Raw genomic sequence first — 25,101 nt, forward strand, 5'->3', positions numbered from 1 at the left:
CGGGCCGATCGATCAGGCTGCTTCGATCTTGCGGTTCTGCTCGACCTTGTTCAGGTACGCCGCCAGTTTTTCCTGCTCGGCCGGGGTGGTGAACAGCCCCAGCTTGCTGCGGCGCCACAGGATGTCGTGAGCGGTGGTGGCCCACTCTTCAGCGCACAGGTAATCGACTTCACGGGTGTAGAGACCGCCGCCGATGTGTTCGCCCATGTCGGCCAAACTGTCCACGCCTTCGAGCATGCGCCAGGTGCGGCTGCCGTAGGTGGTGGCCCAGCGGCGGGCGATTTCGCTCGGGACGAAGTCGAACTTGTCGCGGATCAGCGCGCTCAAGGCCTGCGGCGTGGTCATGTCTTCGCCGCCCGGCAGAGTGGCGCTGGCGGTCCAGCTCGGACGCATCTGGGTGAAGAACGGCATCAGTTGTGCCATCGCCGACTCGGCGAGTTTGCGGTAGGTGGTCAGCTTGCCGCCGAACACCGACAGCAACGGGGCTTCTTCGGTGCTGCCGGACAGCGCCAGGGTGTAGTCGCGGGTCACGGCCGAAGGATTGTCGGATTCGTCGTTGCACAGCGGACGGACGCCCGAGTAGGTGTGCAGGATGTCGTCACGGCTGATCTGCTTCTTGAAGTGGGCGTTGACCACTTTCAGCAGGTAATCGGTTTCGCCGTCGGTGATCGCCACTTTGGCCGGGTCGCCGGTGTACTCGCGGTCGGTGGTGCCGATCAGGGTCAGGTTGTTCAGGTACGGAATGGTGAAAACGATGCGCTGATCTTCGTTTTGCAGGATGTGCGCGTGATCACCTTCGTACAGTTTCGGCACGATGATGTGGCTGCCCTGGATCAGGCGGATGCCGTACGGCGACTCCATCTTCAGGTCGTCACGGATGAACTTGGCGACCCACGGGCCGGCGGCGTTCACCAGTGCCTTGGCGGTGATCGAGAACAGGCTGCCGTCAGCGCGTTCCAGGTTCAGGTGCCACAGGCCTTTGGCGCGGCGGGCGCTGACGCAACGGGTCTGGGTGTGCACATGCGCGCCTTTTTCACGGGCGGCCATGGCGTTCAATACGACGAGGCGGGCGTCATCGACCCAGCAGTCGGAGTATTCGAAACCTTTGGTAATTTCGCTTTTCAGCGCGCTGTCGGCACCGAACTTCAGGCTTTTGGAGCCTGCGAGTTTTTCGCGCTTGCCGAGGTTGTCGTACAGGAACAGGCCGGCACGGATCATCCACGCCGGACGCAGGTGCGGACGGTGCGGCAGTACGAAACGCATCGGCTTGACGATGTGCGGGGCCTTGGCCAGCAGCACTTCGCGTTCGGCCAGGGCTTCGCGCACCAGACGGAATTCATAATGTTCGAGGTAGCGCAGACCACCGTGGATCAGCTTGCTGCTGGCCGACGAAGTGTGGCTGGCCAGGTCGTCCTTTTCGCAAAGGAACACCGAGAGACCGCGACCGGCGGCATCCGCTGCGATCCCCACGCCATTGATCCCGCCGCCGATGACGGCGATATCGTAGATCTCGGAGATAGGGGGCGTACGCAAGGTAGAGGTGGACATCGGCTGGCCTCGGGCTCTTTTGATTTTCTGTCTTGGAAATCGAACATGAATGTTCATTTGCGAAAATGGTAGCCCATAAAGACGCGCGCAGCCAGTCGACTTCGATTGAAAAAACTCATCGAAGGGCGGCTAAAAGAAAATATTCGAACATCAGATGCGCATAAGGCGCCCATGAAGGCGCCTTATGCGGGAGGAGGGTTAAACGACTTCCAGACGAATCTTGTTCTGGCTCAGCAGTTGCGCCAGGGCCGGCACCGGCTGCTGGTCGGTGACCAGGCAATCGATCAGGCTGATCGGACCGAGGCGAATCATCGCGTTACGGCCGAACTTGCTGGAGTCCGCCGCCAGGATCACCTGCCGGGCATTGGCGATGATCGCCTGGGATACCCGCACTTCCTGGTAATCGAAATCGAGCAGGCTGCCGTCTTCGTCGATACCACTGATGCCCACCAGCGCAAAGTCGACCTTGAACTGGTTGATGAAGTCCACGCTCGCCTGACCCACCACGCCGCCGTCGCGACGGACATTGCCGCCGGTGAGCAGCACATCGAAATCATCCTTGGCGCTGAGCATCGAGGCGACGTGCAGGTTGTTGGTGATGATTTTCAGGTGGCTGTGATTGAGCAGGGCGCGGGCAATGGATTCGGTGGTGGTGCCGATGTTGATGAACAGCGAGGCGTGATCGGGGATCTGTGCGGCGATGGCTTCACCGATGCGTTGTTTTTCATCGCGCATCTGGTCGGCGCGCATCGCATAGGCGGTGTTTTCGACGCTGGAATCATAAGCGGCGCCGCCGTGGTAGCGACGCAGCAGATTGGCTTCCGCCAGTTGATTGATATCGCGGCGGATGGTTTGCGGGGTAACAACGAACAGCGTGGCCATTTCCTCGATGCTCACATAGCCGCGTTCGCGGACCAGCTCGAGGATTTGCTGCTGACGGGGAGGCAGATTCATGGGGCTTCCTTTGGGCTGCCGTGCAAAATTTGCCCATGATGACGCAGGAATCCGCTCCCGACCAGTTTCCAAACAACGTGAAAGCTACTGCGCTCGGCAATCCTGCGTTAAAAACAGGCTCGGACTGCTCATTTACAAACCCGTAAACTCCGCGTCCTCGCCTGTTTTTGCCTTGTCTTGCCTTCGCTCGCTACGCTTTCACGCTGTTTGGGCCAACAGGTTACCAGTCCTCAGACTGGCTTATTCAGCGTCCTCACGTTCCCAGTCACGGGTACGGCTGACGGCTTTTTTCCAGCCTTTATACAGCTTCTCTTTTGCCGCTTCGTCCAGGCTCGGTTCGAACTCGCGCTCGATCACTGCCTTGCCGCGCAGTTCTTCCAGGCTGCCCCAGAAACCGCACGCCAGGCCGGCCAGATAAGCGGCGCCCAGTGCAGTGGTTTCGCGCATTTGCGGGCGCTCGACCTGAGTGCCGAGGATGTCGGCCTGGAACTGCATGAGGAAGTTGTTCGCCACCGCACCGCCGTCCACGCGCAGGGCCTTGAGGCGTTCGCCGGAGTCCTGTTGCATGGCATCGAGCACGTCGCGGGTCTGGTAGGCGATCGATTCCAGCGCCGCGCGGATGATGTGATCCACACGCACGCCGCGAGTCAGGCCGAACAGCGCGCCACGGGCATACGGGTCCCAGTACGGAGCGCCGAGACCGGTGAATGCCGGTACCAGGTACACGCCGTTGCTGTCCTTCACTTTATTGGCGAAGTATTCGGTGTCGTGGGCGTCGTTGATGATTTTCAGTTCATCGCGCAACCACTGCACGGTCGAGCCGCCGTTGAACACAGCGCCTTCCAGTGCGTAGGCCACTTCGCCGCGCGGGCCGCAGGCGATGGTGGTGAGCATGCCGTGCTGGGATTTCACCGCTTTGTCGCCGGTGTTCATCAGCAGGAAGCAGCCGGTGCCGTAGGTGTTTTTCGCCTGACCCGGCTCGACGCACATCTGGCCGAACAGTGCAGCCTGCTGGTCGCCGGCGATACCGCCGATGGCGATGCCGCTCTTGGTGCGACCGTAGATTTCCGAGGAGGCTTTGACTTCCGGCAGCATCTCGCGCGGGATGTCGAGGATCTCCAGCATCTTCGAATCCCACTCCAGCGAGTGGATGTTAAAGAGCATGGTCCGCGAGGCGTTGGTGTAGTCGGTGACGTGCACCTTGCCGCCGGTGAATTTCCAGATCAGCCAGCTGTCGACGGTGCCGAACAGCAGTTCGCCGTTGCGCGCACGCTCACGGCTGCCTTCGACGTTGTCGAGGATCCACTTCAGTTTGGTGCCGGAGAAGTACGGGTCGGTGACCAGACCGGTGTTCTCACGGATGTAGTCTTCATGACCGTCGCGCTTGAGCTGCTGGCAGATCTCGGTGCTGCGGCGGCATTGCCAGACGATCGCGTTGTAGACCGGGCGGCCGGTGGTCTTGTCCCAGACCACGGTGGTTTCACGCTGGTTGGTGATGCCGATGGCGGCCACCTGGTCGTGATGCAGACCGGCCTGGGCCAGCGCCTCGACCATCACTGCGCTCTGGGTGGCGAAGATTTCCATCGGGTCGTGTTCGACCCAGCCGGCTTGCGGGTAATGCTGGGCGAATTCGCGCTGCGCGGTGCAGACCACGTTCGCATCACGGTCGAAAATGATCGCGCGGGAGCTGGTCGTACCCTGATCGAGGGCAATGATGTAGTTCTTATTCTGAATGTCGGTCATGTCGATTGCCTTGGACGAAATAAGGGTGAGTGGGCCGTGGCGCGGGCTCGAAACGGGCAGGAGCCCGCGCCGACTGTTTCAAGAAGTTCTTGGTTTGCCGTCAATGGCCGGTTCTGCGTCCTTTGTAGCAGGTGTGGCGCCGGTCAGGTGACGGGCAATCAGCCCGCGATACCCGGCAGCGCCGAGGCAGGCACCGACAATCGGTGCAAAAATCGGAATCAGGAAGTATGGGATTTCACGGGCGCCGGTGAAGGAAATTTCACCCCAGCCTGCGAAGAAAGTCATCAGTTTCGGACCGAAGTCACGGGCCGGGTTCATCGCGAAACCGGTCAGCGGGCCCATCGAACTGCCGATCACGGCAATCAGCAGGCCGATCAGCAGCGGCGCCAGCGGGCCTTTCGGCAGGCCGTTGTTGTCATCGGTCAGGGACATGATCACGCCCATCAGGATCGCCGTGATGATCACCTCGACCAGGAACGCCTGAGCGGTCGAAAGCGCAGGGTTCGGGAAGGTGGAGAATACCGAGGCCAGTTCCAGGCTGGCGGCCGAGCCGCGAACCATGTGGTGAGTTTGTTCGAAATCGAAGAACAGGTTGCTGTACAGCGTATAAACCAACAGCGCGCCGCAGAAGGCGCCGGCGATCTGGGAAAGAATGTAGAACGGCAGTTTGCGCTTTTCGAAGTCGGCGAAAATGCTCAGGGCGATACTGACGGCAGGGTTCAGGTGCGCACCGGAAACTCCGGCGGTGAGGTAGATCGCCATGCTCACGCCGACGCCCCAGATGATGCTGATTTCCCACAGACCGAAGCTTGCGCCCGCGACCTTGAGCGCAGCGACGCAGCCCGTACCGAAAAAGATCAGAAGTGCAGTACCCAGAAACTCGGCCAGGCACTGGCTCGAGAGCGATGGTTGCTGTAACGCAGTTGTCATTGAAAACCTCGGTTTTTGTTGTTGTCTGGCGCGGTTGCCGACAGGGCAAGGCGCGATTTTCGCCGGGGCAGGATCCCCATCCTGTTCCCGGTTTACTGCTGGGTGCTGCGGTGACGATAATTCTTACATTATTCAGATTCGAAAAAATATAGACAAGAAACAAAGCTGTCAAAGGTCGAAAGTGAACCGTCAGTCACAAATAAACTATCAGTCAGGTGAATGATCCTGCGGGGCACCCGTTGGGCAATGCGGTTGTCAGCCTGCAAGCCCCGGGAAACGTGGCGCGCAGTAGAGCCTTTTACGTGGCGATGGCCTAGAATCCGGCGCAGGATTTTTTGCCACTGCCGAGCCTGGAGCTGCCATGACCCCTGCGTTGGACTTGTTGAAAAAAGTTCGTGCCGAACATCGCGTGCACAGTTACGAACATGACCCAAAGGCCGCGTCCTACGGCCTGGAGGCCGCGGAAAAACTGGGGCTGGAGCCGGCGCAGGTGTTCAAGACGCTGCTGGCGGCCAGTGAAAAAGGCGAATTGCTGGTAGCGGTGGTGCCGGTCGTCGGAAGTCTCGACCTCAAAGGGCTGGCCCACGCTGCCGGTGTAAAAAAAGTGGAAATGGCCGACCCGGCCGCTGCGCAACGTTCCACCGGTTACCTGTTGGGCGGCATCAGCCCGCTGGGGCAGAAAAAACGTCTGCGCACCTTTATCGATAATTCCGCCCAGGGTTTTGCGACCATTTATGTCAGTGCCGGTCGACGTGGCCTGGAAGTCGAACTGGCGCCCGCGGTCCTCGCCGAGCACACCCAGGCGAAGTTCGCCGACATTGGTCGCGCCTGAGTTCTGTATGAGAAAAATTGACCGTTTCTGTCACTGGCGATGAACAAGCCGTAGCGGCATGCTCTTTCGACTGACACAGGGAGAAGGTTATGCAGCTTGAGTTTTATCAGGTCGACGCATTCAGTGATCGGCCCTTCAGTGGCAACCCGGCGATGGTCTATCGGCTCGACGCCTGGCTCGCGGACGATTTGATGCAAAAGATCGCCGCCGAGCACAACCTGGCGGAAACCGCGTTTCTGGTGCGCGAAGGCCAGGCCTGGCATATCCGCTGGTTCACGCCGACCACCGAAGTGCCGTTGTGCGGTCACGCGACACTGGCCAGTGCCTATGTGTTGTTCGAGATCTATAAGGAAAGCGCCGAGCGTCTGGACTTCACCTGCAAGTCCGGGCCGTTGAGTGTCAGCCGCGAAGGTGGCCGGCTGTGGCTGGATTTCCCGGCCATTGAAGCGGTGGAGAAAGGCGTCACCGTGGAGATCGAGCGTGCGCTGAATGTCCAGGCCGTGGATGTTCTGAGTTCCAACGAGCTGTTCGTGGTGCTGGAATCGGAGCAGGCGGTGCTCGATTGCACGCCGGACATGGTCGCCCTGGCCAAGCTGCCTTGGCTCGGCGCCATCGTCACGGCCCGGGGCAATCAGCATGATTTCGTCTCGCGCTACTTTGCTCCGGCCATTGGCATCAATGAAGACCCGGTGACCGGTTCGACCCATTGCAGCCTGATTCCGTACTGGTCCAAACGTCTGGGCAAATCGAGTCTGACCGCGTGCCAGCGTTCGGCGCGGGGCGGGGAGTTGTTCTGTCGGCTGGAAGGCGAGCGGGTGAAGATTGGCGGGAATGCGACGCTGGTGGCCAGCGGCACATTGATGCTGGGCTGAAGCCAAAAAATAAGGGAGCCATTGGGCTCCCTCATTGTTTTTGTACAAATCAGTGCGCGGTGCTGTAGCGGCGAACGCCGTTTTCCACCGCTGGAATCTGCGCTGCCGTGCTGCCACTGGCCTGGAACAGCACCAGATGTTCCGCCGCCACGCGAATCCCGACATCCGCACCAACCTGGTGGTCTGCGTGGCTCGGGAAGATTGATTCCAGTTGCGCGCCGGTCGGCAGTTGCAGGCGATACAGGGTCGAGGCGCCGAGGAAGGTCTTGCCGACGATCCGTGCTTTCAACCCGCTGTCCGGGGCGTAAACAATGTCATCCGGACGCAGCAGCACATCCACCGCGCCGCCGGTCGGCCAGGTGTAGGCGCGATTGCCGCGCAGTTCGCCGAGTTCGGTGTGCACCGATTCCGGGCTGCCGAGCTGGCCGCGAATGAAGTAACCCTGACCGATGAAACTGGCCACAAACGGCGTTGCCGGTTCGTGGTAGAGGTTGTACGGCGTATCCCACTGCTCGAGTCGGCCTTCCTTGAACACACCCACGTGATCGCTGACGGCGAAGGCTTCTTCCTGATCGTGAGTCACCAGAATCGCGCTGGTGCCACGGGCCTTGAGAATGTCGCGCACCTCATGGCTGAGCTTGCGTCGCAGTTCGCCGTCGAGGTTGGAGAACGGCTCGTCGAGCAGCAGCAGTTGCGGCTCCGGCGCCAGGGCGCGGGCGAGGGCGACACGTTGTTGCTGGCCGCCGGACAATTCGTGCGGAAAGCGCTTGCCGAGGTTCTTCAGGTTGACCAGTTCCAGCAACTCTTCGACGACGCGCTCCTTGTTCGGGTGCTTGCGAATGCCGAAGGCGATGTTGTCCGCGACGCTCAGGTGCGGGAACAGCGCGTAGTCCTGGAACACCATGCCGATCCGGCGTTTTTCCGGAGCGAGAGTGAAACCGGCGCTGGAAATGGTTTCACCACCCAGCTGGATTTCCCCTTCGTGCACTGGCTCGAAACCGGCGATGGCACGCAGGGTGGTGGTCTTGCCGCAGCCCGAGGAGCCGAGCAGGCAACCGATGTCACCGGCGTTGAGGTGCAGATTGAGGTTCTGCACCACACGTTGATCTTGATAGCCGCAAGCGAGGTTGCGCAGGTTCAGCAGTAATTCATGACTCATGCGTGGTGATATGCCGGTTCTACAAGGAACTCGAGCAGGGCCTTCTGTGCGTGGAGACGGTTTTCTGCCTGATCCCAGGCGACGGAGCGCGGGTCATCGAGCAGGTCGAGGCTGATTTCCTCCCCGCGGTGGGCGGGCAGGCAGTGCATGAATAGCACGTCCTCGGCGGCCAGGTCGAGCAGGGCACGGTTGACCTGGAACGGCGCGAACAGCTGCAGACGCTTGGCGGTTTCCTCTTCCTGGCCCATGGAGGTCCAGACGTCGGTGCTCACCAGATGCGCGCCGCGCACGGCGTCCTTCGGGTCGCGGACGATGGTCACGCGGTCACCGGCCCTGGCGACGAACTCGGGATTCGGCTCGTAGCCTTCCGGGCAAGCCACGCGCAACTGGAAGTCGAACTGGATCGCCGCTTCTATATAGCTGTTGCACATGTTGTTGCCGTCGCCGATCCAGGCCACGGTCTTGCCCTGGATCGAGCCACGGTGTTCGAGGAAGGTCTGCATGTCGGCCAGCAACTGGCACGGGTGCAGGTCATCGGACAGACCGTTGATCACCGGCACGCGGGAGTTGGCGGCAAATTCGGTCAGGGTGCTGTGGGCAAAGGTACGGATCATCACTGCATCGAGCATGCTCGACATAACGATGGCGCAGTCGCCGATGGGCTCGCCACGGCCCAGCTGGGTGTCGCGCGGCGAAAGGAAGATCGCCTGGCCACCGAGCTGGATCATGCCGGCCTCGAAAGAGATCCGGGTGCGGGTCGAGGATTTCTCGAAGATCATCCCCAGGACGCGGTTTTTCAGAGGCTCGAACAGTACGCCGCGGTTACGCAGGTCCTTGAGCTCAACGCCTCGACGGATCACGCTGACCAGCTCTTCGGGCGTGCAATCCATCAGGGAGAGAAAGTGCCTTGCGCTCATCATTGACTACCTTTTTGCTACAAACCGCAGATGCTCAAAGCCTTGTTTTTCGGAACAACGGGCGAGACCTGCGGCGTAAGCCGCACGGGGCGACGAAATAGGGGGAGGCGCGATATTGACACTAAATGTCGCGTTTTTCCAATAGGCTACGATTTTTGCGGAGTTTGCGAGGGTGACGAGGTCACTCGATGCGCCGGTTTCGAGCCGGATTCCAGACCTTTGTACACTGGCGCCGCCGGGCTTGGCAATCAGGCAGGGCGGGGATGGAGCAGGCCTGGTCGGTTTGCGACCGGTCGGCCATGGAATCGCTGGTCGGATGTCAGACCTGAAACATTTGCTAAAGCAAAGTGCTGGGTTATAAATAACTCACGAGCGACGCAGGAAGCCTCCGCATGGAATCGAAAGAAAAACTGTTAATGGAATTGCTGGGCCACACGGCACGCTCACTGACCCATCTGACCGCATCGGTCACCTCCTTGTCCTTCGAACTGCTGCGCAGTGAAGACGAAGTGGTCAAGACCGCCGGCCGCCACATGATCGATCGCATGGCGACCATCAGCACCGGGCTCGACGAGCACTGGCGCCTGATCGGCGAACTCACTGGCGTCCACGTTGCCCACGAGCAGATCGAAACCATTCAGGAAATCCAGCTGGCGGCGCCACCCCAGTTGCCTTCCAGTTGATCTCGACGGTCTATCGGCACGCCTGATGGTCGTCGATTCACAAGACGAACGTCGCTGGCGCCGCTCGCGGCCACACGCCATAGTTTTGTTCCCGCAGGCGTGATTGCCTGCCCAGAACAAGACAGAGACTGGCCATGACCAAGACTCTCCACCACCGTGCGTGCCACCTGTGCGAAGCCATCTGCGGCCTGAGCATCGAAACCACTGAAACCGACGGCCAGGTGCAGATCACCTCTATCAAGGGTGACGCACTGGATACCTTCAGTCGCGGGCATATCTGCCCCAAGGCTGTGGCGCTGCAAGATATCCAGAACGATCCGGATCGCCTGCGCCAGCCCATGCGTCGCGTCGGCAGTGAATGGTTGCCGATCGGGTGGGAAGAGGCCTTTGAGCTGGTGGCTGAAAAACTGTCGGCGATTCAAGCGCGTCATGGGCAGAACGCGGTTGCCGTGTATCAGGGCAATCCAAGCGTGCACAACTACGGGCTGATGACCCACAGCAATTACTTTCTGGGCCTGCTGAAAACCCGCAATCGCTATTCGGCCACGTCTGTCGACCAATTGCCCCATCACCTGACCAGTTACTTGATGTACGGCCACGGCTTGCTGCTGCCGATCCCGGACATCGATCACACCGACTTCATGCTGATCCTGGGCGGTAACCCGCTGGCGTCCAACGGCAGCATCATGACCGTGCCGGATGTGGAAAAACGCCTGAAGGCGATTCAGGCCCGGGGCGGCAAAGTGGTGGTGGTCGATCCTCGGCGCAGCGAGACCGCAGCGATGGCTGATCAGCACCTGTTCGTGCGTCCCGGTGGCGATGCGGCGTTGTTGTTTGGTGTGCTCAACACGCTGTTCAGCGAGGGCCTGACCTCGGACAGCCATCTGCCGGTGGACGGTCTGGACGACGTGCGCGCAGCGGTGGCGGCGTTCACGGCCGAGGCCATGAGCCCGTTGTGCGCCGTTCCCGCCGAGCAGATCCGCCAATTGGCCCGGGACTTCGCCGCTGCACCAAGCGCCGTCTGCTACGGCCGGATGGGCGTTTCCACCCAGGCCTTCGGCACGCTCTGCCATTGGGTCGTGCAGTTGATCAACCTGGTGACCGGCAATCTCGACCGGGTGGGCGGCGCTCTGTGCACCGAGCCGGCGGTGGATCTGGTGGCGTCCACTTCGGGCGGGCATTTCAACAAATGGCAAAGCCGTGTCTCGGGGCGCCCGGAGTACGGCGGCGAGCTACCGGTCTCGGCGCTGGCCGAAGAAATGCTCACCGAAGGTGAAGGGCAGATTCGCGCGTTGATCACCGTCGCCGGCAATCCGGTGCTGTCCACGCCCAACGGCCGGCAACTGGAGCAGGCGCTGGACGGGCTGGAGTTCATGGTCAGCGTCGACCTGTACATCAACGAAACCACGCGCTATGCGGACCTGATCCTGCCGTCGACTTCGGCGCTGGAGAACGATCACTACGACACCACCTTCAACCTGTTCGCGGTGCGCAACGTCACCCGTTTCAACCGGGCGATCCTCGCCAAGCCCGAGGGCGCGTTGCATGACTGGGAGATTTTCGTCGGCCTGGCCAAGGCCTTTGCGGCGAAGACCGACAGGGAACTGAAGCCGACGATGCCGCCGGCGAAGATGATCGACATGGGGTTGCGCATGGGTCTGTATGGCGATGCGTCCGAGCACAAATTGTCGCTGGCGACGCTGTTCGATCATCCCCACGGCGTTGATCTGGGAGCGCTGAAACCAAATCTTGCACCGCGCTTGAAGACCGCCAATCAACGAGTCCAGGCTGCGCCGCCGGAAATTCTCGCCGATCTGGCGCGTTTCTCTGCCTTGCAGGCGCCGGCTGATGGTGAACTGTTGATGATTGGTCGTCGTCACGTGCGCAGCAACAACTCTTGGATGCACAACTATCATCGACTGGTGAAGGGCAAGCCGCGTCATCAGTTGTTGATGAACCCGGAGGATCTCGCCAGTCGCGGGCTCAGTGATGGTCAGCTTGTACGCGTCAGCTCGCGGGTTGGCCAGATCGAGGTCGAGGTGCTCGGCAGTGCGGACATGATGCCGGGCGTGGTCAGCCTGCCCCACGGCTGGGGCCATGCCCGGCCGGGTGTGCAGATGGCGATTGCCAGCGGCCAGCCGGGCTCCAGCGCCAACGATCTGACCGATGAGTGCCAGCTCGACGAGTTGTCGGGCAATGCGGCGCTCAACGGCGTGCCGGTGACGGTGGCGGCGGCTTGAGGAAGTCTGTCGGGGAGACCGAGCAGCGCGCTCGGGATTCCGTTACAATGCGCCACCGTGCCGACCCATGAGTCGGAAAGTTCAGCCGAGGTGCTCCATGGATATCATCGAAACGATTAAAGAGCAGATTGCCAACAACACCATTCTGCTTTACATGAAAGGCTCGCCGAATGCCCCGCAGTGTGGCTTCTCCGCGAAAGCTGCTCAGGCCGTCATGGGCTGTGGCGAGAAGTTCGCCTACGTCGACATCCTGCAGAACCCGGAAATCCGTGCCAACCTGCCGAAGTACGCCAACTGGCCGACTTTCCCGCAGCTGTGGGTAGCCGGTGAACTGGTCGGCGGCAGCGACATCATGGCTGAAATGTTCGCCAACGGTGAGCTGCAGACTCTGGTCAAGGAAGCATCCGCCAAGGCTGCTGCGGCCAAGTCCGAAGCCTGATCGGTTTCAGCCCGGATTTCGGCGAGTCTGAAGTCCGGGCAATAAAAAGCCCCGCCTCTCGAAAGAGGGCGGGGCTTTTTAATGTCTCGCGTTCAGCGCTTGCTGATTACTCGTCTTCGCCCATCTGCGATTGCAGATAGTTCTCGAGACCGACTTTATCGATCAGGCCCAGTTGGGTTTCCAGCCAGTCGATGTGTTCTTCTTCGGATTCGAGAATGTCTTCAAGCAGTTCGCGGCTGCCGAAGTCGCCAACGGATTCGCAATGAGCGATGGCGGCCTTCAGATCGGCGTGGCCGGTCTTCTCGATACGCAGGTCGCACTCCAGCATTTCCTTGGTGTGCTCGCCGATGTGCAGCTTGCCCAGGTCCTGCACGTTCGGCAGGCCTTCGAGGAACAGGATGCGCTTGATCAGCTTGTCCGCGTGCTTCATCTCGTCGATGGATTCGTGGTACTCGTGCTTGCCCAGCTTGTTCAGGCCCCAATCTTCATACATGCGCGCATGCAGGAAGTACTGATTGATCGCGACCAGCTCATTGGCAAGGATCTTGTTGAGATGCTGGATGACTGTTACGTCGCCTTTCATGATGGGAGTCCTGCCCTAAGTAGCGGTATATACGGCAGAGTTTGAGCTTGGTATTTATAAGTGTCAAACCTAAGTTATTGAATAATATATGAAAATTAATCGGAATAAGAATGTTTGTGTTCCGCGTCTAGTCGCTAAGCAATTGATTTGCAGGCATAAAAAAACCGGACATTAGTCCGGTTCTTCGAATTGGGTGCAATTACGCGGCAGTAAATTCTACAGGGTAGGGGATCGCGGCCTGGGCGGTTTGCAGTTTTGTCAGGGTTTCGCGTACCACTTCCTTCGCAAGGCAGGCACATTTGCCGCATTGACTGGCTACGCCGGTGGCCTGACGGACTTCTTTATAGCTGCAGCAACCTTCATAGATCGCTTCGCGGATCTGTCCGTCGGTGACGCCAGTGCAGAGGCAAACATACATAAGTGAGAACCGTCGCTGGTTGTGGCTCAATTGCGATGGATCTTAATGTTAACGAGAATGATTGTCAAAGTGCTTTCCCAACGGTTTTCATCACGAACGACTGTGACTGACGAACGGTGGTGCATGGCTGAATGCCAGCCGGGATTTCGCGAAAAACCTTTGAGGACAGTCGAAAAACGCAGTGTATGATGGTCGGCCCTTGCGAAGGGGGTTCGTGTCACAGGGCTGTCGCCTGAGGGTGACAGGCTGGCGCGGACCCTGAACTTCAAGTTTCTACACCAGGAGATATCAATGAGCGTACTCGTAGGCAAACAAGCCCCTGACTTCACCGTCCCGGCCGTACTCGGCAATGGCGAGATCGTTGACAGCTTCACCCTGTCCTCGGCCATCAAAGGCAAATACGGCCTGGTGTTCTTCTACCCGCTGGACTTCACCTTCGTCTGCCCGTCCGAGCTGATCGCTCTGGACAACCGCATGGCTGACTTCAAGGCGCGCAACGTAGAAGTGGTCGCTGTTTCGATCGACTCGCACTTCACCCACAACGCCTGGCGCAACACCCCGGTCAACAATGGCGGCATCGGCCAGGTGAAATACACCATGGCTGCCGATATGAAGCACGAAATCGCCAAGGCCTACGACGTTGAATCCGAAGGCGGCGTGGCTTTCCGTGGCGCGTTCCTGATCGACGACAAAGGCGTTGTCCGCTCGCAGATCATCAACGACCTGCCGCTGGGCCGTAACATGGAAGAGCTGATCCGTCTGGTCGACGCTCTGCAATTCCACGAAGAGCACGGCGAAGTCTGTCCTGCCAACTGGAAAAAAGGCGACAAAGGCATGAACGCTTCGCCGGAAGGCGTTGCGGCTTACCTGACCGAGAACGCTGCTGCCCTGTAAGGCGCAACGTCGAGGTACAAAAAAACCGGCTCTTGAGCCGGTTTTTTCATGCGCGGGATTTAACCCGACGACCATCAGTCGTCGAAGTCTTCCCAGCCGCCCATCTGTTTCCAGCGGTTGACGATGCCGCAGAACAGCTCGGCGGTCTTTTCGGTGTCGTAACGCGCGGAGTGCGCTTCACGGCCATCGAAATCGATGTCGGCTGCCTGACAGGCCTTGGCCAGTACGGTCTGACCATACGCCAGGCCGGCGAGTGTCGCGGTGTCGAAGCTGGAGAACGGGTGGAACGGGTTGCGCTTCATGTCCAGCCGCGCGACGGCAGCGTTGAGGAAGCCCAGGTCGAAGCTGCTGTTGTGGCCGACCAGGATCGCCCGCTTGCAACCGTTGGCCTTCAAGGCCTTGCGCACGCCCCGGAAGATATCGGTCAGGGCCGTCTCTTCGCTGACCGCCATGCGCAACGGGTGATCGAGCTTGATCCCGGTGAACTCCAGCGCGGCCGCTTCGATGTTGGCGCCTTCGAATGGCTCGACACGGAAGAAGTAGGTGTGATCCGGGTAAACGAAACCCTTTTCATCCATGGCGATGGTGGTCGCGGCAATCTCCAGCAATGCGTCGGTGGCCGAGTTGAAACCACCGGTCTCTACGTCGACGACAACCGGCAGGTAGCCGCGAAAGCGTGCTGCCATCGGATGGCGCGAACCGCCGCCACCTTGACCGTCCAGTTCGTCGTCGAAATGGTCTTCACTCACGCGTGTTCCTCCAGCAGGCGCCAGCGCAGTTTTTCACCGGCGCGCAGCGGGATAACGTTCAGCTCGCCGAAAGGCAGGCTGGTCGGGGCGGTCCATTCTTCACGAACCAGGGTGATACGATCGGTGTTGGCCGGCAGACCGTAGAAGCGCGGGCCATTGAGGCTGGCGAAGGCTTCGAGCTTGTCCAGCGCATTGCGCTGCTCGAAGGCTTCGGCATACAGCTCGATGGCAGCGTAAGCGGTGTAGCAGCCGGCACAGCCGCAGGCGGCTTCCTTGGCGTGCTGGGCGTGCGGCGCCGAGTCGGTGCCGAGGAAGAACTTCGCGCTGCCGCTGGTGGCCGCGTCGAGCAGAGCTTCCTGATGCGTATTACGCTTGAGGATCGGCAGGCAGTAGAAGTGCGGCCGGATCCCGCCCACCAGCATGTGGTTACGGTTGTACAGCAGGTGATGGGCGGTGATGGTCGCGCCGACGTTGGCCGAGGCCTCGTTGACGAACTGCACGGCATCACCGGTGGTGATGTGTTCGAACACGACCTTGAGGGTCGGGAAACGCTCGACCACGCGGCGCATGTGCTCGTCGATGAAGATTTTTTCGCGGTCGAACACGTCGACGTCGCCACGGGTGACCTCACCGTGGATCAACAGCGGCATGCCGACTTCGGCCATGGCTTCCAGCGCCGGGAAGATCTTGTCGATGCTGGTGACCCCGGAATCGGAGTTGGTGGTGGCGCCGGCCGGGTACAACTTGGCCGCGTGGACAAAACCGCTGGCCTTGGCTTCACGAATTTCTTCGGGCTGGGTACGGTCGGTGAGGTACAGCACCATCAACGGCTCGAAACGACTGCCGGCCGGGCGGGCAGCGAGAATCCGCTGGCGATAGCCGTCGGCTTCAGCGGCGTTGCGCACCGGAGGTACCAGGTTAGGCATGATGATGGCGCGACCAAAGGTGCGCGCAACATCTGCAACGGTATTGGTCAACACGGCACCATCGCGAAGATGAATGTGCCAGTCGTCGGGACGCAGCAGGGTCAGGCGGTCGGACATGAGGGGATTCCAGGCGGGTCAAACTGAGGCGAATGCTACCGGAAAAGACTCTTGCAGGCACTCGCTATCAAGTTTTGCGACGAGCGTCCGATATCCCATAGGTATGCCGTAAACATGTATGTATCGGTCTTTTTTGTTGTAGAAGCCAATGGAGCCTCCCGTGCGCCAGCGTTATTTAGCCTTGCTCAGTGTGTTTGCCAGTCTTCCCGCGATGGCACTGACCTACCAGACCCGTCTGGAGAACATTGAGTGGACGGTCGAAGGCGACAAGTTCGAATGCCGCCTGACGCAGCCGATCACCGATTTCGGCTCGGGCCAGTTCGTGCGCAAGGCCGGCGAGCAGGCGATCTTCCGCCTGAACGCCTACAACGCGATGCTGGGCGGTGGTTCGGCAACCTTGCTGGCGGCGGCGGCGCCCTGGCAGCCGGGGCGCAATGATATCAATCTGGGCAGCGTCAGGATCGGTACCGGCAACGTGCTGTTCAACAGTTCGCAATCGCAGGCTGGCGGGTTGATCAGCGGTTTGCTGGAAGGTCGCAGTCCGGTGGTGCGGCGTGCCTCCGGTGATGGACGGGTCTCCGAAGTGCGCCTGCTGCCGGTCAAGTTCAGCAAGGCGTTCAACGACTACCAGACCTGCGTGGCGAAACTGCTCCCGCAGAATTTCGATCAGGTCAAAAACTCCCAGGTCGGCTTTCCGGGCGAAGGCACCGATCTGGATGCTGCCGCGAAAGCCAAACTGCAAGTGATGCTCGAGTTCATGAAGGCCGATCCGACGGTCAATCACATTGAGCTTGATGGCTATTCCGACAACAGCGGCAATCGCCTGACCAATCGTGAGCTGTCGCGCCGTCGTGCGCTGGCGGTGGTCGATTTCTTCAAGGCCAACGGCATCGCCGAATCCCAGATCACCGTGCGTTTCCACGGCGAGCAATACCCGCTGGTACCGAACACCAACGCCGCCAACCGGGCGAAAAACCGCCGGGTCAGCGTGAAGTTGGCCCGGGTGGCACCGGTTACCGCTCCAGCACCTCAAGCCAGTACGCCTGCCAACGCTGCGGCGACTTCCTGACCTGTCGGTCATCGTCGCGCTCTCGACAGATTCTGTCGCTTTGTCGTCTTAAGCTGTCGCGCCTCTGTAAATTATCGCGTTTGAGCGGTAGACTCCTCGGCTTTCCGTAGAACCCCGTGGAGTGATGGCATGGCGGACGTAAACAAGGTCGTTCTGGCGTATTCCGGCGGCCTGGACACTTCGGTGATCCTCAAGTGGCTGCAGGATACTTATAACTGTGAAGTCGTGACCTTCACCGCTGACCTGGGTCAGGGCGAAGAGGTCGAGCCGGCTCGCGCCAAGGCGCAGGCCATGGGCGTCAAAGAAATCTACATCGACGACCTGCGCGAAGAATTCGTGCGTGACTTCGTGTTCCCGATGTTCCGTGCCAACACCGTTTACGAAGGCGAGTACCTGCTGGGTACTTCCATCGCGCGTCCGCTGATCGCCAAGCGTCTGATCGAAATCGCCAACGAAACCGGCGCCGACGCCATTTCCCACGGCGCGACCGGCAAGGGCAACGACCAGGTGCGTTTCGAGCTGGGTGCCTACGCGCTCAAGCCAGGCGTGAAAGTGATCGCCCCTTGGCGTGAGTGGGACCTGCTGTCCCGCGAGAAGCTGATGGACTACGCCGAGAAGCACGCGATCCCGATCGAGCGTCATGGCAAGAAGAAATCCCCGTACTCGATGGACGCCAACCTGCTGCACATCTCCTATGAAGGCGGCGTGCTGGAAGACACCTGGACCGAGCACGAGGAAGACATGTGGCGCTGGACCGTCTCCCCGGAGAAGGCTCCCGACACCCCGCAATACCTGGAACTGACCTACCGCAACGGCGACATCGTCGCGCTGGACGGCGTCGAAATGACCCCGGCCACCGTACTGGCGACCCTGAACAAGATCGGTGGTCAACACGGTATCGGCCGTCTCGACATCGTTGAGAACCGTTACGTCGGCATGAAGTCCCGTGGCTGCTACGAAACTCCGGGCGGCACCATCATGCTGCGTGCTCACCGCGCCATTGAATCGATCACCCTGGACCGCGAAGTCGCTCACCTGAAAGACGAGTTGATGCCGAAGTATGCCAGCCTGATCTACACCGGTTACTGGTGGAGCCCTGAGCGTCTGATGCTGCAACAGATGATCGACGCATCCCAGGTCAACGTGAACGGCGTCGTGCGCCTGAAACTGTACAAGGGCAACGTGATCGTGACCGGCCGCAAGTCCGACGACTCGCTGTTCGACGCCAACATCGCGACCTTCGAAGAAGACGGCGGCGCTTACAACCAGGCCGACGCGGCGGGCTTTATCAAGCTCAACGCGCTGCGCATGCGGATTGCTGCCAACAAGGGCCGCAAGCTGTTCTGAAGCCCTCGGGCCTGATGTGAAATAGCGGTCTTGTCATTGTGACAAGGCCGCTATGCTGGAAAACCCTTCTGTTTACCTGATCGTTGCCGATCAGCGTTTCTGTATTAATTGGTATTTTGTGCATCGCATTGATGTGCTTTGTGTATTCGCGCCCCAATTTAAACTCTTCCCAATACAGTGATGTTCAGTGAGTGAACGTTGTAAATAATACAATATGTTGTTTCCATGGTTTTTCTTCCTTGTTTTAGCATTCTGGCGAAATTCTCTTTCGGTAAAATATCCGACATGTCATCGGTTAAAACGAGGAAAATTCTTTGTGAGTGCTTGCCTGTGTGTGGGATTTTTTTCAATAACGTGTCTATTTTTGATTCGGTGTTCATTTCTCGAATATCAATGATGCAAAGCGTGCTCAGTGGTTTTGGCAGTCTTACGGTGTGCGATCCTGTATTCGATTGAACTGTAAGTTCGCCGAGAAAGTCAGGGGGTTCATCTTTGAATGCCTTGAGAAAGTTCTTGTCGTTATCAAAGTCGGACGGCGCATAAAGGGATCGGTAGTTGAAGTTCAATGTGATGAAAAACAGGAATAACAAATAGAATGGAAAACTGATCAGAAACCAGATGTAGATTTCCCGTTCATCCTGGTCAAGGAAGGGCAAGGACACTGCCGCGGACGTTTCGGAGATGAACGCGAATATGGCAATGACACTGATAGGGTTGGTTATTTTTCTGTTGATCTTTAACATGCTCTTTACTCATGAGTGCGATCGTTCTCGTCATGTGGGTGGTTTGAATTGTTGTGGTCGGGAGGTTTTTATCCCTGGTGTTTGGTGTTTATATTAAAAAAAGCCGGAAGGATATAAGTATGTTGTTTCGGTTTTTTGTCGTGTCGAGTGCATGTTTTTCATGGTTCGCTATCCGGCAGCTTGCTGATGGGTCTTTTCTGTAGGATAAATCTTTATTGGCTGTAGGAAGTGTCTCTCGCTACTGATGCAATGGAACTTCGCTATGCCATGGATGAAATGACTACGTTATTGTGCCGGTTCTAAAAATTCGAACAGCGAAACTGGACTTGCCCATGAATAAAGTGCTGATCGTGGATGATCATCCTGTCATTCGTCTTGCGGTGCGTATGCTGATGGAACGTCATGGCTACGAAGTCATTGCAGAAACGGATAACGGAGTGGATGCATTACAACTGGCTCGCGACCAGATGCCCGATATTGTCATTCTCGATATCGGTATACCGAAACTTGATGGTCTGGAAGTGATTGCGCGGCTTACGAGCAGCGCGATGCCCCTGAAAGTGCTGGTGCTGACATCCCAGGCCCCGGGGCATTTCTCCATGCGTTGCATGCAGTCGGGGGCAGCAGGATATGTTTGTAAGCAGCAGGATCTGACCGAACTGCTCAGCGCTATCAAGGCTGTGCTGTCCGGGTACAGTTATTTTCCGAACCAGGCGTTGCACACCGTACGCACCAGCCTGGGAAATGCCAGTGAAGCCGATATGGTCGATCGTCTTTCCGGGCGCGAGATGATGGTGTTGCAGCAACTGGCACGCGGCAAGACAAACAAGGAAATCGCCGATGGCATGTTTCTCAGCAACAAGACCGTCAGCACCTACAAGACACGGTTGCTGTTGAAGCTAAACGCGCGTTCGCTGGTGGATCTGATCGAACTGGCCCAGCGCAATGGCCTGGTCTGACCGCTTCAGATGCTGACGGATCATGGGCAGATCGGCATCAGCTTGCAGCAGAAACGAAAAAGCCTCCGTTGCGGAGGCTTTTAAATGTCAGAGATCAAAGTCGTAATCGGCCAATTGCTTTTGCAGTCGGCGTTCCTCAAGCATGTTATCGATGGTCCGGCGTTTGCTCAGGTTGGTTTTGGCGACCTCAACCACCGGTTCGTCGTCCGCATCCGCGACGAAATCGTCTTCTACGTCCACTTGCTCTTTGCTGGTGCTCATAAGGTTAACTCCAGGCTAAGACTGCCTTTGGCGCTCCTTATATCGATAATCCAGCAGATCGTAAAAAAGATTTTTTCAATCGCAATATCAATAATTCCAATAGACGCTCAATCGTCCGAAGTTTTGGCCTTGTATTCACACAAGTCTTCGATCCGACAGCTGCCACACCGCGGCTTGCGGGCCAGGCACACGTAGCGCCCGTGGAGAATGAGCCAATGGTGTGAATCGAGAAGGTATTGTTTTGGCACAAACTTCATCAGTTTGTTTTCCACCTCGACCACGTTCTTGCCAGGGGCAATGCCGGTGCGGTTGCTGACCCGGAAAATGTGGGTGTCCACCGCCATCGTCAACTGTCGGAACGCGGTATTGAGCACCACGTTGGCGGTCTTGCGGCCTACGCCGGGCAATGCCTCCAGCTCTTCTCGTGTCTGCGGGACTTCGCCATTGTGCAGCTCGACCAGCATGCGACAGGTTTCGATCACGTTTTTGGCCTTGCTGTTATAGAGGCCGATAGTCTTGATGTACTCGGACAGACCTTCGACGCCCAAGGCATGAATGGCGGCCGGTGTGTTGGCCACCGGGTAAAGCTTCGCCGTCGCCTTGTTCACCCCGACGTCAGTCGATTGGGCGGACAGAATCACCGCAATCAACAGTTCGAAAGGCGAAGAGTAGGCGAGTTCGGTCTTGGGTTCGGGATTGTCCTCGTGAAACCGGCGGAAGATCTCCAGACGTTTTGCGGCATTCATGGGTGATGCGTTTCCTCGGGTGGGGCGGCGGAGCGAGTCCAGGCCTGTCGGGCGGCGAGCAATAGCCCCAGCAATATGAAGGCGCCGGGAGCCAGCGTCGCGAAATGCAGGCCGTCGCCGAACAGAATCAAACCTTGCCAGTGATCCGACAGGTGATGGCCGATGCTGCCCTGACCGAGCAGCTCGCGCAACACCGCCAGCACGGTCATCAGTGCGATGAACAAGCCGCACAGTTTCAGACGTCCTCGGGCTGGCAGTCGAAAGAATCCGTTGTGTTCGAATATGACGCACTGCAAACCGATCAGGCCGGCGTAAAGGCTGACCAGTTGATGCCACTGCACAGCGCTGCGTTGCAGCAGAATATCGGCGCACCCCGTCAACGTCGCGGCCAGCACCAGGCTGACCGGTAACAGGCTCTCGCCGCTCAGTCGTGCCCGCAGCGGTGCCATGCACACGCCGTACAGGCTCACCACAACAGCGAACATCACCACAATCGCCAGCGCACCGGCCACGGAGTCAGTGGCGCCGATCAACAGCACCAGCATCATCGAGTTCGACAGTGTCGCTGACGAGTTCATGGCGCGCTCCCGAGCAAGGTCGTCCGGTGATCATCGAAATAACGCAAGGCGTCATGGATCGCGTTGATGGCCGCGCGGGACGTGATGGTTGCACCAGCGATCTGGTCGAATTGCCCCTGATCCTTTTTCAAGGCCCATCCGGCATCGGTCGGTTGGCTGCCGGATTTGCCGATAAACGCCTGCAGCCAGGTGTTCGGCCAGTCGCCTATGTGCCCGCCCAGCGCCGGCGTTTCAGTTTGCTCCAGGGTTTTCACGCCGAGCAATCGGCCATTGGCATCGATGGCAATCAGCAACTCGATAGGGCCCGCATAGCCCTCGGTCCGGTTGCGCAGCAGCACCGCCACCGGTTGGCCGGCCTTGGTCGCCCGATAACCACCCAGCAACTCGCTGTGGCTCAAGTGGGTGTCGGCCAGCGCCAGAGGTTGTTCCAGAGGCTGATTGTCGTACGCATCGACTGAAAGCACGTCCAGCAGTTTGCGACTTTCGAGCTGACGCTGTTCGGCGGTGATGTGCGGCGCATTGCTGTGTTGCACGACATAAGTCAGCCCGACGCCTGCCGTCGCCAGCAGCACCAGGGTGATCAGGCTTTTTGTGCGGTTCATGGCTTCACCTGCGCCTGACGGGCAGCGGCAAAGCGTTCCAGTGTCGGCACGCAAAGGTTCATCAGCAATACCGAGAACGCCACACCATCCGGATAGCCGCCCCAGGTGCGAATCAGATAGGTCAGCAGGCCGACGCCCACGCCAAACAACAAGCGGGCGAGTGGACTTTTTGCACCGGAAACCGGTTCGGTGACGATGAAAAACGCGCCAAGCATGGTCGCGCCGCTCAGCAGATGAAACAGCGGTGAGCCATGGGAGTCGGAGCCCGAGCCGTTCCAGCTCAGCAGGCTGATGACGAACAGGCTGGCGAGCATGCCAACCGGCGCCTGCCAGCCGATTACCCGGCGCTGCAGCAGGAACAGTCCGCCGGCGAGAAACGCCAGACTCACACACTCCACACCATGACCGCCAAAACGGCCGAACGCCGGATTGCTGGCAAACAGTTCATCCATGGTCAGGCTTTTGTTGATGCTCAGACTGTCCAGCGCAGTGGCCTGAACCCAGGCGTCCGGCTGCGTGCCCAGGTTGAATACCTGGCCAAAAGCCGCCGTCAGATCCATGCCATGGGCCGGCCAATGGGTCATCGGTTGCGGGAACATCACCATCGCCAAGGCAAAACCGAGCATGGCCGGGTTGAAAGGGTTTCGGCCCACGCCGCCGTACAAATGTTTGCCCAGCAGCAAGCCTGAGCCGATCGCCGTGACCGTCAGCCACCACGGGCAGTAAGGCGGCAGGGCGATGGCCAGCAGCGTGGCACTGACCACCGCGCTGCCATCGGTCAAGGTGGCTTGCAGCGGTTGTCGGCGCAGAGAGGTCACGGCAGCTTCGACACTCAAGGCTGTGGCGACGGACAGGATCAGGTTGATCAACACCCCCCAGCCGTAAAACCAGAACAACGCCAACAACCCCGGCAATGTTGCCAGCAAAACCAGCTTCATCGCCTGTTGCAGGCGTTCGTCCCTGGTTTCAATGGATGACATGGGCTTCCACCTGCCGCTCCGCCTCTTGCAGGCGGGCGCGGGCCTTGTCGAGGACCTCGGCTGGCGTGCCGTCACGTCGTTGCAGTTTGTTCAGGTCGGCGCGCGCGTAGGCCAGTTCGGTTTTCAGCTGACGAAGCTGGTTGTCGATCGGACGTTTCTCCACACGCACCAGATCGGGAGCCGGTTGATCGCTGGCCGCTTCGGCGTCGTGCAACGCTTGTTCGGCGTCACGCAGGGCTTGTTCGAGTGCTGCAATCTGCTGCGGCGGAGCCTCTGCGGTCTGCGCCTTTTTCAGCTCGGCACGGCGCATCGCCAGCTGGATTTTCGCTCGTTTCAGATCGGCGTCTTTCACTGGGGCTGTCACGACTGGCGCAGGTGCGGCGCTACTTTCCAGTTTCACCAGGGCCTGCTCGGCGGCTTCGAATTGCTGCTGCAGCACGATCAGTTGCGACTGCTGCTCGAAGGTCGGCGGATGGCCGAAGGCTTTCAGCGATTTGTGCAATTGGGCGCGGCTCATCGCCACGTCGATCTTGGCCTTTTTCAGCGCGGCGTCGGCGGTTGCGGCTTTTTGTGCGCGCACCCGTTCCAGCGCTGCCTGCACCGGATCGAGCGTGGCGGACGCAACTTCAACCTGCGCCGCACGTTGTGCGCGAGCTTCGCGTTCGGCCTGCTTCTGCTGTTCTTCTTTTTGCAGCCGGGCATTACGCCGTTCGAAACGTTGCCGGGCGTGATCGCGCTTGGCGGTGCGCGCCTGTTGCCCTTCGAGGCTGTTGGCCAGGCCACCCACCACTGGCAGCGTTCCGATCGGCAGCGGGTGCATCTCGATGCAGTCGACCGGGCAGGGCGCCACGCACAGATCGCAACCGGTGCACTCGTCGATGATCACCGTGTGCATCAGTTTCGCCGCGCCGACGATGGCATCGATCGGGCAGGCCTGAATGCACTTGGTGCAACCGATGCATTCGGCTTCACGGATAAACGCCACTTGCGGCGGTGCGGTGCCACGGCTGATGTCCAGTTCCAGCACCGGGATTTTCAGCAGTTCGGCCAGTGCCGCGATGGTTTCGTCGCCACCCGGCGGGCACTTGTTGATCGGCTCGCCATCGGCGATGCCTTCAGCGTAGGGTTTGCATCCGGGATGGCCGCACTTGCCGCATTGGGTCTGCGGCAGCAGGGCATCGATGCGTTGAATCAGACTCATGTTTTGATCAGTCCACTGAATCCGAGAAAAGCCACCGCCATCAGTCCGGCGCCGATCAACTGGATCGGCAGGCCACGAAAGGGCAGGGGAATATCGTTGTCGGCCGTGCGTTCGCGCAAATCGCTGAACAGGCTCAACACCAGCCAGAAACCCAGGCCGGCGCCCAGGCTCAATGCTGTGGCATGAAACAGGCCCTTATCCGCTTGCGCGTTGATCAGCGTCAGCCCCAATACACCTGCATTGCCCAGCAGCAGCGGCCACAAACCGTCGAATGGCAGAGCGGGTCGCCAACGCGCCAGCAACTTCAGCAGCGGCGCGATCAGCAGGACGCTCAGCGGCAGAAACACAAACAGCCGCAGGAATTCCAGTTGCAACGGCACCAGCAGCCAATGCCAGATCGCGTAACCCGCCACACCGACAATCAGCGTCAGGCACAACGTCGCCAGCCCCAGCGCATGCACCTGTCGGCGGTCGCCCGCCAGCAGCGGATCGACGCCCAGCGGCCAGTGCAACACGAAGTTGTTGATCAGCGCAGCACTGAAGAGCGTAAGCACGAGTTCGGTCATGGTTCTGCCGGTGAGAGCGGGCGGGTGTCACTTAAGATTAGGCAT

The 25,101-nt window shown here is 59.4% G+C and carries 27 protein-coding genes; 9 read left to right on the top strand and 18 right to left on the bottom strand.

The genetic code is table 11. The annotated features are described in order from the left end of the window. Positions 1 to 12: 12 nt before the first annotated feature. From glpD to OQ248_RS16730, 4 genes are all read right to left on the bottom strand, one after another. A complete protein-coding gene (gene glpD, locus OQ248_RS16715) occupies positions 13 to 1,548 on the bottom strand; it encodes a glycerol-3-phosphate dehydrogenase (protein ID WP_265813366.1) in 1,536 nt (511 codons plus the stop codon). 198 nt (positions 1,549 to 1,746) lie between these two features. Further along, complete coding sequence (locus OQ248_RS16720) at positions 1,747 to 2,502, bottom strand: DeoR family transcriptional regulator (RefSeq protein WP_085709487.1); 756 nt, start codon at positions 2,500 to 2,502, stop codon at positions 1,747 to 1,749. A gap of 240 nt (positions 2,503 to 2,742) precedes the next feature. Next, on the bottom strand, positions 2,743 to 4,245 hold the full coding sequence (gene glpK, locus OQ248_RS16725) for a glycerol kinase GlpK (protein WP_085709488.1): 1,503 nt from the start codon (positions 4,243 to 4,245) through the stop codon (positions 2,743 to 2,745). A 78-nt stretch (positions 4,246 to 4,323) separates the two neighbouring features. Further along, the gene (locus OQ248_RS16730) at positions 4,324 to 5,175 is read right to left on the bottom strand and encodes an MIP/aquaporin family protein (protein WP_169431712.1); all 852 of its coding nucleotides are present in this window, start codon (positions 5,173 to 5,175) and stop codon (positions 4,324 to 4,326) included. 361 nt (positions 5,176 to 5,536) lie between these two features. Between OQ248_RS16730 and ybaK the strand changes: the two genes are divergently transcribed. Both ybaK and OQ248_RS16740 read left to right on the top strand, forming a co-directional pair. Then, a complete protein-coding gene (gene ybaK, locus OQ248_RS16735) occupies positions 5,537 to 6,007 on the top strand; it encodes a Cys-tRNA(Pro) deacylase (RefSeq protein ID WP_085709490.1) in 471 nt (156 codons plus the stop codon). Positions 6,008 to 6,096: 89 nt separating this feature from the next. Next, positions 6,097 to 6,879 (top strand): PhzF family phenazine biosynthesis protein, encoded by a 783-nt coding sequence (locus OQ248_RS16740; protein WP_265813367.1) that lies wholly within the window; start codon positions 6,097 to 6,099, stop codon positions 6,877 to 6,879. Between the two features lie 49 nt (positions 6,880 to 6,928). Here the strand turns inward: OQ248_RS16740 and OQ248_RS16745 are convergent, their stop codons facing one another. Together OQ248_RS16745 and argF are read right to left on the bottom strand one after the other, a co-directional pair. Continuing rightward, on the bottom strand, positions 6,929 to 8,038 hold the full coding sequence (locus tag OQ248_RS16745; RefSeq protein ID WP_114885218.1) for an ABC transporter ATP-binding protein: 1,110 nt from the start codon (positions 8,036 to 8,038) through the stop codon (positions 6,929 to 6,931). Continuing rightward, positions 8,035 to 8,955 carry an ornithine carbamoyltransferase gene (gene argF, locus OQ248_RS16750; protein WP_085709493.1) on the bottom strand — a complete coding sequence of 307 codons (921 nt, stop codon included), beginning with the start codon at positions 8,953 to 8,955 and terminating at the stop codon, positions 8,035 to 8,037. Before argF ends, OQ248_RS16745 begins: the two co-directional genes overlap by 4 nt. Positions 8,956 to 9,347: 392 nt before the next feature. Between argF and OQ248_RS16755 the strand changes: the two genes are divergently transcribed. The 3 genes from OQ248_RS16755 to grxD all read left to right on the top strand — a co-directional run bounded on the left by OQ248_RS16755 (position 9,348) and on the right by grxD (position 12,317). Then, the gene (locus OQ248_RS16755) at positions 9,348 to 9,638 is read left to right on the top strand and encodes a hypothetical protein (protein WP_085730176.1); all 291 of its coding nucleotides are present in this window, start codon (positions 9,348 to 9,350) and stop codon (positions 9,636 to 9,638) included. A 134-nt stretch (positions 9,639 to 9,772) separates the two neighbouring features. Beyond that, a complete protein-coding gene (locus tag OQ248_RS16760) occupies positions 9,773 to 11,878 on the top strand; it encodes a molybdopterin oxidoreductase family protein (protein ID WP_265813368.1) in 2,106 nt (701 codons plus the stop codon). Positions 11,879 to 11,975: 97 nt separating this feature from the next. Beyond that, positions 11,976 to 12,317 carry a Grx4 family monothiol glutaredoxin gene (grxD, locus tag OQ248_RS16765; protein WP_039765841.1) on the top strand — a complete coding sequence of 114 codons (342 nt, stop codon included), beginning with the start codon at positions 11,976 to 11,978 and terminating at the stop codon, positions 12,315 to 12,317. A gap of 106 nt (positions 12,318 to 12,423) precedes the next feature. On the opposite strand, the gene bfr is transcribed toward grxD, so the two are convergent. Both bfr and OQ248_RS16775 read right to left on the bottom strand, forming a co-directional pair. Beyond that, positions 12,424 to 12,900, bottom strand: a complete 477-nt coding sequence (gene bfr, locus OQ248_RS16770) for a bacterioferritin (protein WP_011335740.1) — start codon at positions 12,898 to 12,900, stop codon at positions 12,424 to 12,426. Between the two features lie 199 nt (positions 12,901 to 13,099). Further along, positions 13,100 to 13,318 carry a bacterioferritin-associated ferredoxin gene (locus tag OQ248_RS16775; protein WP_003227725.1) on the bottom strand — a complete coding sequence of 73 codons (219 nt, stop codon included), beginning with the start codon at positions 13,316 to 13,318 and terminating at the stop codon, positions 13,100 to 13,102. Positions 13,319 to 13,609: 291 nt separating this feature from the next. Here OQ248_RS16775 and OQ248_RS16780 point away from each other — a divergent pair, with 291 nt between their 5' ends. After that, entirely contained in the window at positions 13,610 to 14,212 is a 603-nt protein-coding gene (locus OQ248_RS16780; protein WP_007963972.1) for a peroxiredoxin, read from the top strand. A 74-nt stretch (positions 14,213 to 14,286) separates the two neighbouring features. Here OQ248_RS16780 and rnt read toward each other — a convergent pair whose 3' ends face one another. Continuing rightward, complete coding sequence (rnt, locus tag OQ248_RS16785) at positions 14,287 to 14,961, bottom strand: ribonuclease T (RefSeq protein WP_085709496.1); 675 nt, start codon at positions 14,959 to 14,961, stop codon at positions 14,287 to 14,289. Next, positions 14,958 to 16,004 carry a dihydroorotase gene (pyrC, locus tag OQ248_RS16790; protein WP_047296199.1) on the bottom strand — a complete coding sequence of 349 codons (1,047 nt, stop codon included), beginning with the start codon at positions 16,002 to 16,004 and terminating at the stop codon, positions 14,958 to 14,960. Before pyrC ends, rnt begins: the two co-directional genes overlap by 4 nt. A gap of 160 nt (positions 16,005 to 16,164) precedes the next feature. Between pyrC and OQ248_RS16795 the strand changes: the two genes are divergently transcribed. Then, positions 16,165 to 17,073 (top strand): OmpA family protein, encoded by a 909-nt coding sequence (locus OQ248_RS16795; RefSeq protein WP_085699676.1) that lies wholly within the window; start codon positions 16,165 to 16,167, stop codon positions 17,071 to 17,073. 129 nt (positions 17,074 to 17,202) lie between these two features. Continuing rightward, positions 17,203 to 18,420 (top strand): argininosuccinate synthase, encoded by a 1,218-nt coding sequence (locus tag OQ248_RS16800; RefSeq protein WP_007963976.1) that lies wholly within the window; start codon positions 17,203 to 17,205, stop codon positions 18,418 to 18,420. 158 nt (positions 18,421 to 18,578) lie between these two features. On the opposite strand, the gene OQ248_RS16805 is transcribed toward OQ248_RS16800, so the two are convergent. Continuing rightward, complete coding sequence (locus tag OQ248_RS16805; RefSeq protein WP_265813369.1) at positions 18,579 to 19,163, bottom strand: hypothetical protein; 585 nt, start codon at positions 19,161 to 19,163, stop codon at positions 18,579 to 18,581. A 332-nt stretch (positions 19,164 to 19,495) separates the two neighbouring features. Here OQ248_RS16805 and OQ248_RS16810 point away from each other — a divergent pair, with 332 nt between their 5' ends. Beyond that, the gene (locus OQ248_RS16810; protein WP_265813370.1) at positions 19,496 to 20,122 is read left to right on the top strand and encodes a response regulator transcription factor; all 627 of its coding nucleotides are present in this window, start codon (positions 19,496 to 19,498) and stop codon (positions 20,120 to 20,122) included. A gap of 87 nt (positions 20,123 to 20,209) precedes the next feature. On the opposite strand, the gene OQ248_RS16815 is transcribed toward OQ248_RS16810, so the two are convergent. The 7 genes from OQ248_RS16815 to OQ248_RS16845 all read right to left on the bottom strand — a co-directional run bounded on the left by OQ248_RS16815 (position 20,210) and on the right by OQ248_RS16845 (position 25,056). Then, positions 20,210 to 20,383, bottom strand: a complete 174-nt coding sequence (locus OQ248_RS16815; RefSeq protein ID WP_167443787.1) for a hypothetical protein — start codon at positions 20,381 to 20,383, stop codon at positions 20,210 to 20,212. A 107-nt stretch (positions 20,384 to 20,490) separates the two neighbouring features. Then, complete coding sequence (gene nth, locus OQ248_RS16820) at positions 20,491 to 21,129, bottom strand: endonuclease III (protein WP_085709532.1); 639 nt, start codon at positions 21,127 to 21,129, stop codon at positions 20,491 to 20,493. Continuing rightward, positions 21,126 to 21,707, bottom strand: a complete 582-nt coding sequence (locus OQ248_RS16825) for an Rnf-Nqr domain containing protein (RefSeq protein WP_265813371.1) — start codon at positions 21,705 to 21,707, stop codon at positions 21,126 to 21,128. Before OQ248_RS16825 ends, nth begins: the two co-directional genes overlap by 4 nt. After that, a complete protein-coding gene (locus OQ248_RS16830; RefSeq protein WP_265813372.1) occupies positions 21,704 to 22,309 on the bottom strand; it encodes an RnfABCDGE type electron transport complex subunit G in 606 nt (201 codons plus the stop codon). Before OQ248_RS16830 ends, OQ248_RS16825 begins: the two co-directional genes overlap by 4 nt. Next, positions 22,306 to 23,289, bottom strand: coding sequence for an RnfABCDGE type electron transport complex subunit D (locus tag OQ248_RS16835; RefSeq protein ID WP_265813373.1), 984 nt, complete (start codon positions 23,287 to 23,289; stop codon positions 22,306 to 22,308). Before OQ248_RS16835 ends, OQ248_RS16830 begins: the two co-directional genes overlap by 4 nt. Continuing rightward, the gene (rsxB, locus tag OQ248_RS16840; RefSeq protein WP_265813374.1) at positions 23,276 to 24,490 is read right to left on the bottom strand and encodes an electron transport complex subunit RsxB; all 1,215 of its coding nucleotides are present in this window, start codon (positions 24,488 to 24,490) and stop codon (positions 23,276 to 23,278) included. The genes OQ248_RS16835 and rsxB overlap by 14 nt, the downstream gene beginning before the upstream one ends. Further along, positions 24,487 to 25,056, bottom strand: a complete 570-nt coding sequence (locus OQ248_RS16845) for an Rnf-Nqr domain containing protein (protein ID WP_265813375.1) — start codon at positions 25,054 to 25,056, stop codon at positions 24,487 to 24,489. Before OQ248_RS16845 ends, rsxB begins: the two co-directional genes overlap by 4 nt. Positions 25,057 to 25,101 lie beyond the last annotated feature (45 nt).

Source organism: Pseudomonas sp. COW5, from assembly GCF_026240005.1.
Lineage (GTDB): Bacteria > Pseudomonadota > Gammaproteobacteria > Pseudomonadales > Pseudomonadaceae > Aquipseudomonas > Aquipseudomonas kribbensis.

Excerpts from the sequence above, each read along its gene's own strand:
- glpD (WP_265813366.1), bottom strand. The coding sequence starts at position 1,548 with ATGTCCACCTCTACCTTGCGTACGCCCCCTATCTCCGAGATCTACGAT.
- OQ248_RS16720 (WP_085709487.1), bottom strand. The coding sequence starts at position 2,502 with ATGAATCTGCCTCCCCGTCAGCAGCAAATCCTCGAGCTGGTCCGCGAA.
- glpK (WP_085709488.1), bottom strand. The coding sequence starts at position 4,245 with ATGACCGACATTCAGAATAAGAACTACATCATTGCCCTCGATCAGGGT.
- OQ248_RS16730 (WP_169431712.1), bottom strand. The coding sequence starts at position 5,175 with ATGACAACTGCGTTACAGCAACCATCGCTCTCGAGCCAGTGCCTGGCC.
- ybaK (WP_085709490.1), top strand. The coding sequence starts at position 5,537 with ATGACCCCTGCGTTGGACTTGTTGAAAAAAGTTCGTGCCGAACATCGC.
- OQ248_RS16740 (WP_265813367.1), top strand. The coding sequence starts at position 6,097 with ATGCAGCTTGAGTTTTATCAGGTCGACGCATTCAGTGATCGGCCCTTC.
- OQ248_RS16745 (WP_114885218.1), bottom strand. The coding sequence starts at position 8,038 with ATGAGTCATGAATTACTGCTGAACCTGCGCAACCTCGCTTGCGGCTAT.
- argF (WP_085709493.1), bottom strand. The coding sequence starts at position 8,955 with ATGAGCGCAAGGCACTTTCTCTCCCTGATGGATTGCACGCCCGAAGAG.
- OQ248_RS16755 (WP_085730176.1), top strand. The coding sequence starts at position 9,348 with ATGGAATCGAAAGAAAAACTGTTAATGGAATTGCTGGGCCACACGGCA.
- OQ248_RS16760 (WP_265813368.1), top strand. The coding sequence starts at position 9,773 with ATGACCAAGACTCTCCACCACCGTGCGTGCCACCTGTGCGAAGCCATC.
- grxD (WP_039765841.1), top strand. The coding sequence starts at position 11,976 with ATGGATATCATCGAAACGATTAAAGAGCAGATTGCCAACAACACCATT.
- bfr (WP_011335740.1), bottom strand. The coding sequence starts at position 12,900 with ATGAAAGGCGACGTAACAGTCATCCAGCATCTCAACAAGATCCTTGCC.
- OQ248_RS16775 (WP_003227725.1), bottom strand. The coding sequence starts at position 13,318 with ATGTATGTTTGCCTCTGCACTGGCGTCACCGACGGACAGATCCGCGAA.
- OQ248_RS16780 (WP_007963972.1), top strand. The coding sequence starts at position 13,610 with ATGAGCGTACTCGTAGGCAAACAAGCCCCTGACTTCACCGTCCCGGCC.
- pyrC (WP_047296199.1), bottom strand. The coding sequence starts at position 16,004 with ATGTCCGACCGCCTGACCCTGCTGCGTCCCGACGACTGGCACATTCAT.
- OQ248_RS16800 (WP_007963976.1), top strand. The coding sequence starts at position 17,203 with ATGGCGGACGTAAACAAGGTCGTTCTGGCGTATTCCGGCGGCCTGGAC.
- OQ248_RS16805 (WP_265813369.1), bottom strand. The coding sequence starts at position 19,163 with ATGTTAAAGATCAACAGAAAAATAACCAACCCTATCAGTGTCATTGCC.
- OQ248_RS16810 (WP_265813370.1), top strand. The coding sequence starts at position 19,496 with ATGAATAAAGTGCTGATCGTGGATGATCATCCTGTCATTCGTCTTGCG.
- OQ248_RS16815 (WP_167443787.1), bottom strand. The coding sequence starts at position 20,383 with ATGAGCACCAGCAAAGAGCAAGTGGACGTAGAAGACGATTTCGTCGCG.
- nth (WP_085709532.1), bottom strand. The coding sequence starts at position 21,129 with ATGAATGCCGCAAAACGTCTGGAGATCTTCCGCCGGTTTCACGAGGAC.
- OQ248_RS16825 (WP_265813371.1), bottom strand. The coding sequence starts at position 21,707 with ATGAACTCGTCAGCGACACTGTCGAACTCGATGATGCTGGTGCTGTTG.
- OQ248_RS16830 (WP_265813372.1), bottom strand. The coding sequence starts at position 22,309 with ATGAACCGCACAAAAAGCCTGATCACCCTGGTGCTGCTGGCGACGGCA.
- OQ248_RS16835 (WP_265813373.1), bottom strand. The coding sequence starts at position 23,289 with ATGTCATCCATTGAAACCAGGGACGAACGCCTGCAACAGGCGATGAAG.
- rsxB (WP_265813374.1), bottom strand. The coding sequence starts at position 24,490 with ATGAGTCTGATTCAACGCATCGATGCCCTGCTGCCGCAGACCCAATGC.
- OQ248_RS16845 (WP_265813375.1), bottom strand. The coding sequence starts at position 25,056 with ATGACCGAACTCGTGCTTACGCTCTTCAGTGCTGCGCTGATCAACAAC.